Source organism: Microbacterium lacus (genome assembly GCF_002812805.1).
Lineage (GTDB): Bacteria > Actinomycetota > Actinomycetes > Actinomycetales > Microbacteriaceae > Microbacterium > Microbacterium lacus_A.
Genome location: NZ_NMUM01000016.1, coordinates 1 through 6,388, shown reverse-complemented (window position 1 = coordinate 6,388; position 6,388 = coordinate 1). Strand labels below are relative to the sequence as shown.

Annotated in this window: 7 protein-coding genes; 6 read left to right on the top strand and 1 reads right to left on the bottom strand. The window is 68.4% G+C overall.

The genetic code is table 11. From position 1 onward, the window contains the following. Positions 1 to 35: 35 nt before the first annotated feature. A protein-coding gene (locus CGU34_RS04825) for an IS3 family transposase (protein ID WP_100813234.1) occupies positions 36 to 1,300 on the bottom strand; the annotation gives its coding sequence in 2 pieces (ribosomal slippage) (positions 36 to 949 and positions 949 to 1,300; 1,266 coding nt in all). Positions 1,301 to 1,329: 29 nt separating this feature from the next. Here CGU34_RS04825 and CGU34_RS04820 point away from each other — a divergent pair. The 6 genes from CGU34_RS04820 to CGU34_RS04795 are packed head-to-tail and all read left to right on the top strand — an operon-like array spanning position 1,330 to position 6,379. After that, positions 1,330 to 2,589, top strand: coding sequence for a ParA family protein (locus tag CGU34_RS04820; protein ID WP_100813448.1), 1,260 nt, complete (start codon positions 1,330 to 1,332; stop codon positions 2,587 to 2,589). Between the two features lie 15 nt (positions 2,590 to 2,604). Then, complete coding sequence (locus tag CGU34_RS04815; RefSeq protein WP_100813447.1) at positions 2,605 to 4,419, top strand: type IV secretory system conjugative DNA transfer family protein; 1,815 nt, start codon at positions 2,605 to 2,607, stop codon at positions 4,417 to 4,419. Further along, complete coding sequence (locus CGU34_RS04810) at positions 4,416 to 4,811, top strand: HNH endonuclease signature motif containing protein (protein ID WP_036300578.1); 396 nt, start codon at positions 4,416 to 4,418, stop codon at positions 4,809 to 4,811. The genes CGU34_RS04815 and CGU34_RS04810 overlap by 4 nt, the downstream gene beginning before the upstream one ends. Beyond that, positions 4,808 to 5,083 (top strand): hypothetical protein, encoded by a 276-nt coding sequence (locus tag CGU34_RS04805; protein WP_100813446.1) that lies wholly within the window; start codon positions 4,808 to 4,810, stop codon positions 5,081 to 5,083. Before CGU34_RS04810 ends, CGU34_RS04805 begins: the two co-directional genes overlap by 4 nt. Before the next feature lie 31 nt (positions 5,084 to 5,114). Continuing rightward, positions 5,115 to 5,432, top strand: a complete 318-nt coding sequence (locus tag CGU34_RS04800; RefSeq protein WP_081766164.1) for a helix-turn-helix domain-containing protein — start codon at positions 5,115 to 5,117, stop codon at positions 5,430 to 5,432. After that, on the top strand, positions 5,429 to 6,379 hold the full coding sequence (locus CGU34_RS04795; RefSeq protein WP_036296135.1) for an integrase core domain-containing protein: 951 nt from the start codon (positions 5,429 to 5,431) through the stop codon (positions 6,377 to 6,379). Before CGU34_RS04800 ends, CGU34_RS04795 begins: the two co-directional genes overlap by 4 nt. Positions 6,380 to 6,388: the final 9 nt, after the last annotated feature.

Genomic DNA, 6,388 nt, shown 5'->3' with positions numbered 1-6,388 from the left:
GGGCCTTGCCCCCGGTTCTTGGACACGGGGTGGGATTATGCCGCTATCGGTAGCGTAGCGGCGGTGAGTTCGGCTTCGAATGCGACGGGCGCGATGTAGCCGAGGTAGGAGTGGCGGCGGGTGTTGTTGTAGCGCACGAGCCACCGGAACACCTCGCGACGGCAGGAGGCCTCGTCGGCGAACACGGCCCGGTCTTGCAGGACCTCGCGCTTGAGCGTCGCGTTGAACGCCTCCGCGAGGGCATTGTCAGCGCTCGTGCCCACCGCGCCCATGGACTGTGTCACGCCGAGCCGCTTGCACAGTCCCGCGTAGGCCTTGGAGGTGTAGACCGATCCGTGGTCCGAGTGGAACACGGACCCGGTCAGCCTGCCGCGGGTCAGCCTCGCCGAACGCAGCGCATCTTCGACGAGCTCGTTGCGCATGTGGTCCGCGACCGCCCACCCGGCCAGCCGTCTCGAGCAGCAGTCGATCACGGTCGCCAGATACAGGTTCTGCCCGTCAGCCAGCGGCAGATAGGTGATGTCGCCGACATACCGCTGGTTCGGCGCCTCGGCGGTGAAGTCCCGTTTCAGCAGGTCGGGGACGACCTGTCCCGACGGCTCGGGGACGGTGGTGCGCACCCGCCGCTTGCGCTGGTACCCGTGGATCTCGTTGTCTCGCATCACGCGGGCGACCCGCTTGCGGTTGACCCGCTCGGACGGCGCGGCGCCGTCATTGAGCTCGGCGGTGATCCGTGGCGCGCCCATCGTGTTGTCGCCTTCGTGGACGGCGCGGATCCGCCCCGCCAGAACGTCGTCCTCCGCGGCGCGCGCCCGCCGGGCGGCGGCGCCGGCCCGCCATGCGTAGAACGAGGACCTCGTGATCTCGACGAGCTGACACAACCGCTTCACCGGGTAGGTGGCTGAGAGGTCCTCAACGAACTGGAAGCGGTTCACCAGTTCGTCTCCCCCGCGAAATACTTGGCCGCCTGCCGCAGGATCTCACGCTCGGTGACGAGCTTGACCTGCTCGACCTCCAGCTGCGCGACCCGCCCCTCCAGGCGTGCGATGCGCTGCGCGGGCGTCTCATCCGCCCCCGCATCCGCCGTCGGCGAGGTCGCCGACGCCTTGAACGGGCTGCGCGCGGCGGTGCCGTCCGCAGCCGTCTTCCGGCCCGTCCCGTGCCGCTCCAGCCACAGCCGCAACGTGCCGCGCTCGATCCCGAGATCAGCGGCGATGCCACGCACCGTCGCCCCGGGAGTGGACTCGTACAAGTCCACGGCCTGCCGCCGGAACCCGTCGGAGTAGTTCTTCCTAACCATGATTCTGATCATCTCGCTTCCCCAGCAAAATGCTGGATTCAGCGTGTCCAAGAACTGGGGTCAGGGCCCACGGGCACACCGAACCGATCACCGCCACCGGGGGCGAAGACATCCGGCACACGATCCTGCGCCGCGCCACCGACGAGGCCCGCCGCACCGGAACCCCGGTCGAACTGGTCACCTCCGGCGACCGCGGCGACCACCACCTCCTCATCGGCACCGATGGGGCCCTCACCCCGGTCACCCCTGTCACCACCGCATCCGACTCCACGAGCAGTTCCGACGACGCCCACAACAGGGGGCAGGGAAAGGAGGTGAGGGAACAGACTCCACGGCCGGATGGCCTCCGCGCAGGACCGCTGCCGGCTGTGGAGTCCCCCACACGCCCCACCTTCCTCACCTCCACCATCGACACTCCCGCCGCTTCTGCCTGGTGGCGGGGCGCGCTCGCCCGCCTCGGAATCACCGTGCGCCCCTCGGCGGCACAGCGCGAGCGGGCCGCGTGGACGGCGACCGTATCGCGGCAGTGGGCGGGATGCCGCACGATCGCCGTCGCGAACGGCAAAGGCGGCGTCGGTAAGACGATGACGTGCGCGATGCTCGCCGCCGTCTACGCAAGGGAAGGCAGCGGGCAGGTCCTCGCCTGGGACAACAACGACACCCGCGGCACCCTCGGCTGGCGCACCGAACAAGGCCTCTACGACACCACCCTCCGCGACCTACTCCCCGCCGCCCCCACCCTCCTCAGCCCGTCCGCAGGAGTGTCCGACATCACCCGGTTCGTGCACCACCAGGCCACCGACCGGTACGACGTCCTCCGCTCCAACCCAGAACTGCTCGCCACCGATCAACGCATCCAAGCGGCCGAGTTCGACTTGCTGATGCAGGTCGCCGCCCGCTACTACCGGCTCGTGATCTTCGACTCCGGCAACGATGAGTCCGCCGAACGGTGGCTGCGGATGATCGACTCCTCCTACCAACTCGTGATCCCCACCCTCGCAACCCCCGAGTCCGCCGAATCCGCCGCCCTCCTCCTGGACGCGCTCCATGGGCGTGACGAGCGTTCCGCGGCACTGGCCGCGAATGCCGTCGTCATCGTCACCCAATCCGAACCTGCTCTGACCGTGGCCCGTCGGATCGCGGACGGGTTCGCCCCGCACGTCCGCGCCGTCCAGATCGTCCCGTTCGATCCCGCCCTCAAAGCCGGGCAACTCCGCTTCGACGCCTTGCACCGGCGCACCCGGGACGCCTGGCTGGGCGCGGCCGCCGCGGCCGCCGAGGCACTCTGAAAGCGAGGGTTGGCCATGTCGCAGGGTGTGCTGGGGAAGACGGTCGCGATCACCATCGCAGGCGGGGTGATCCTGGCCGTCGCGTTCGGGTTCCTCGCCGAGGCGATCACGGGGCGTGTCTGCGGCACCCGCCCCACACCGGGCAACCTGTTTGCCGGCCTCGGGCTGGCGATCACCGGCAACCCGGCCGGGTACGCAATCCCCGCCGGGTGCGTCCTGCCGGTTGAGTGGATTCGAGTCGCCGACGTGGCCGCCGTCCTCCTCGTCGCCGGGCTCGCCGTGTGGCTGGTGAGGGCGGTGCGCCGGTACCGGGAATCGGACCGGGCATTCATCGCGGACCTCCGCACCCGGACCGGATTCGCCAGCACCTCCGAAATCCGCGACCATCTCTCCGCCCGCGCCGTGCTGCGTCGCGCCCAGCAACTCCGCCCCGACCTGGCCAGACCCACCCCTACCGACGTCGGGTGGCGAGTCGGGCGCGCCCGCGGGCAAGACGTATACGTCTCCATCGAAGACTCCGTCGCCCTCGAGGGGCCGCCCCGGTCCGGGAAGGGGTATCGGGTGTTGATCTCGGCGATCGTGGACTGGTCAGGACCACTGATCACCACATCAACCACAAACGACAACCTGACCGCGACGATGCGGATGCGGCAGGCCCGCGGGACCGTCCACGTGTTCGACCCGCAAGGGCTCTCCGGCATCCGTCACCCGCTCCGGGTCTCCCCGATCGTCGGCTGCGAGAACCCCCTGGTTGCAATGCAACGCGGGACCGCGATCATCACCGGCACCGCCCTGGGCGCCTCGACCACGAACGGAGAATGGGCCCAAGCCTCCGGTGTCGTCCTGGGCCGGCTGCTGCACGCCGCCGCCGTCGGCGGGAAGTCGATCGCGGAACTGTATGACTGGGGCACCAGCCCCGCCCAAACCCGAGACGCGGTCGACATCCTCAAGGCCGACGGCACACCCGGGTGGGGAGACAGCCTCGACGCCACCATCAGCGGGGACGAAAAACTCGTCTCCTCCATCTGGTTCGGCGTGCACGGCGCCGTCGCCCCGCTCGCCGTCCCGCAGATCCGCGACACCCTGCTCCCACACCCCGGCGACCCGACGTTCGACCCGCGCGAATTCCTCAACGCCGCGAACACCCTGTACTTGATCGGGTCCTCGTCGGGGGCATCGGCGATGGGCGGATGGCTCAGCGCTCTCCTGGATGACATCGTCGAAGTCGCCCGCACCACGGCGCTCGCCTCCCCCGGCTCCCGCCTGACCCACCCGCTCGGACTCATCCTCGACGAGATCGCGAACATGTTCCGATGGGGGAACCTGCCCCGCATCATGGCCGACGGCGGCGGCCGCGGAATCTGCACCTTCATCGTCCTGCAGGCTCTCTCCCAAGCCGAGACATCCTGGTCCCGGGCGGAGGCCGACACGATCTGGGCCGCCGCGACCGCGAAAGTGCTCCTCGGCGGGGCCAGCCACGTGAACCACCTCCGCGACATCGAATCCCTGCTCGGCACCCGCGACACCCAGCGCACGCTACGGTCCTGGACGACACGGGATGCCGGGCATTCCACCAACGAGCACCACGAACGCCGCCCCCTGATGTCGGTGGATGAGATCCGGCGTCTCCCGCCCAGCACCGGGCTGCTCGCCTACCGCAACCGGCGCAGCGTGCTGCTGGAACTCACCGGGTGGGACGAACGCCGCGACGCCGCCACCATCCAAACCGGCAAACACCAGACCGAGCAAGAGCAACGCGACGTGTTCGAGACACGACGCCCGTCCGCCCCCTCCCGGGCGGATGCAACGGAGGCGGTGATCGACGAATGAGCAACCACCGCAAACCCCCGATCATGAACCTGTACCGGTCCGGGTTCCTCCGCTCCCCGGCCTGGTTCGCCCGCCGGGACCGCTGGTTCACCCAACAGGCAGCGCTCGGGTGGCCACTGGTCTGCGCGGCCTGCGGTCGTCCCGCGTCGAAAAGGCAGCTGCAGTTGCACCACCTTGACTACACCGGGGTGACGATCATCCAGGGGCGGTACAAGGCGCTCGAGGCGCATGAGGACCTCATCCCGTTGCACGCGTACTGCCATGACCTGCTGCACCGCCTCATCGACCGCGACGTGGTCCTCTCCCGCAACCGCACCCGCCGAGACGCCACCCGCCTCGCCCTGGAACGCCTCCGCCCCGCTCTGCAATCCCCTGACGGGAGCCCGTCATGAATGACTACGAAGACCCCATCGATCTGGACGATGCGATCGCCGCGGACCTAACCGAGCTCGAACCCGACATCCGTTACGCCGGCTCCGCCCCGATCGGCGGGCACGTCGTGGACTGGCGCACCCTGACCGATCGGGATGCCCGCACTGAATGGCAGGCGTTGCGGGCGTGGGTGGAATGGTTCACGGTTCGGTATCGGATCTCCGAGTCCGTGGTTCCGCCGTGCTGGTACTGTCGCGCGTCAGAATGTTTGGCAGGGGTAGTTAGTTGCTGATGTAACGCCCCAGCTGAGAGGTCTGAATGTCATGAGTCGTCCACCGACGATCCCCGTGGAGAAGAAGCTCCGCATCGTGTTGTCCGTGTTGCAGGGCGAGATCACGATCGCTGAAGCGGGCCGCCGTGAGAAGGTCTCGGAGCAGGCCATCGGGAACTGGAAGCGCCAGTTCCTCGAGGGCGGCAGAGCCGGCATCGAGGCGGGTAAGTCCAAGCCCTCGACCCGCGAGCAGCAGCTCGAGGACGAGGTCGCCGAGCTCACCCAGGCGCTGGGTGAGGCCGCGGTCGAGATCCGGGTCTGGAAGAAGAGCGCCGAGGGCCGCCTGGGCCCTTCGAGGACCTCGAGGTGATCCGCACCGAGGCGGGCATGTCGACCGCGAGGTTCTGTCAGCTGATCGACATGCCCGAACGCACCTGGCGGCGCTGGCAGGCCAAGGCGAAGACTGACCGGCCGCCGAAGGGCCCGTGGCCGCAGCCGGCGCGAGACGCGGCCCGGCCGCTGGTGGTCGCGCATGCGTTGAAGAAGCCGGAGTGGGGCCACCGGAAGATCTGGGCGATGACCCGCCATGACGGACACAAGGTGTCCCAGGCGACCGTGCTGCGGCTGCTGCGCGATGACGGGCTGATCCTGCCATCGGAGTACCAGAAGCAGCGTCGAGAACTCGCGAAGAACCGCAAGGCCGCGTTCGCACGAAACCCGACCGGCCCGAACCAGGTATGGCAGTTGGACTTCAGCGAGTTCGAGACCACCCAGGGTGGGATCTGGAGGATCGCCGGCTGCCGGGACTGGTACTCGAAGCTCGAGCACCCGTTTCACACCTCGCCGACCGCGAACCAGCACGACGCGATCGCCGCGATCGAACTCGCCCTCGTCGACTACGTGACCCTGTTCGGCCACCCCCTCGTCGACCAATGTCAGGTCGACGACGAGACCGGCGAGCTGCTGCCGGTCGTCACGATCGTCACAGACAACGGCGGTCCATTCCGATCGATGAACTTCGAGCTGTTCATCATGCGCCACCCCGAACTGCGACACGTCCGCACCAGGGTGAAGTCACCGGGGCAGAACGGATCACGCGAACGCGGCTTCGGGACGCTGAAGTACGAACGGCTGTTCCTCGACGACATCCCCGACGCGCTCACCCTCGTCGAACGCGCCGAGGACTACCGCATCGAGTACAACGAGACCCGCCCTCATGAGGCGATCGCTTGGAACCGGCCGATAGAGGTGCACATGGGCCTGGCCGACCCGACCATCCCCAACTTCGAAATCGAAGAATCCCTGCCAACTACTTGACGCGGGACA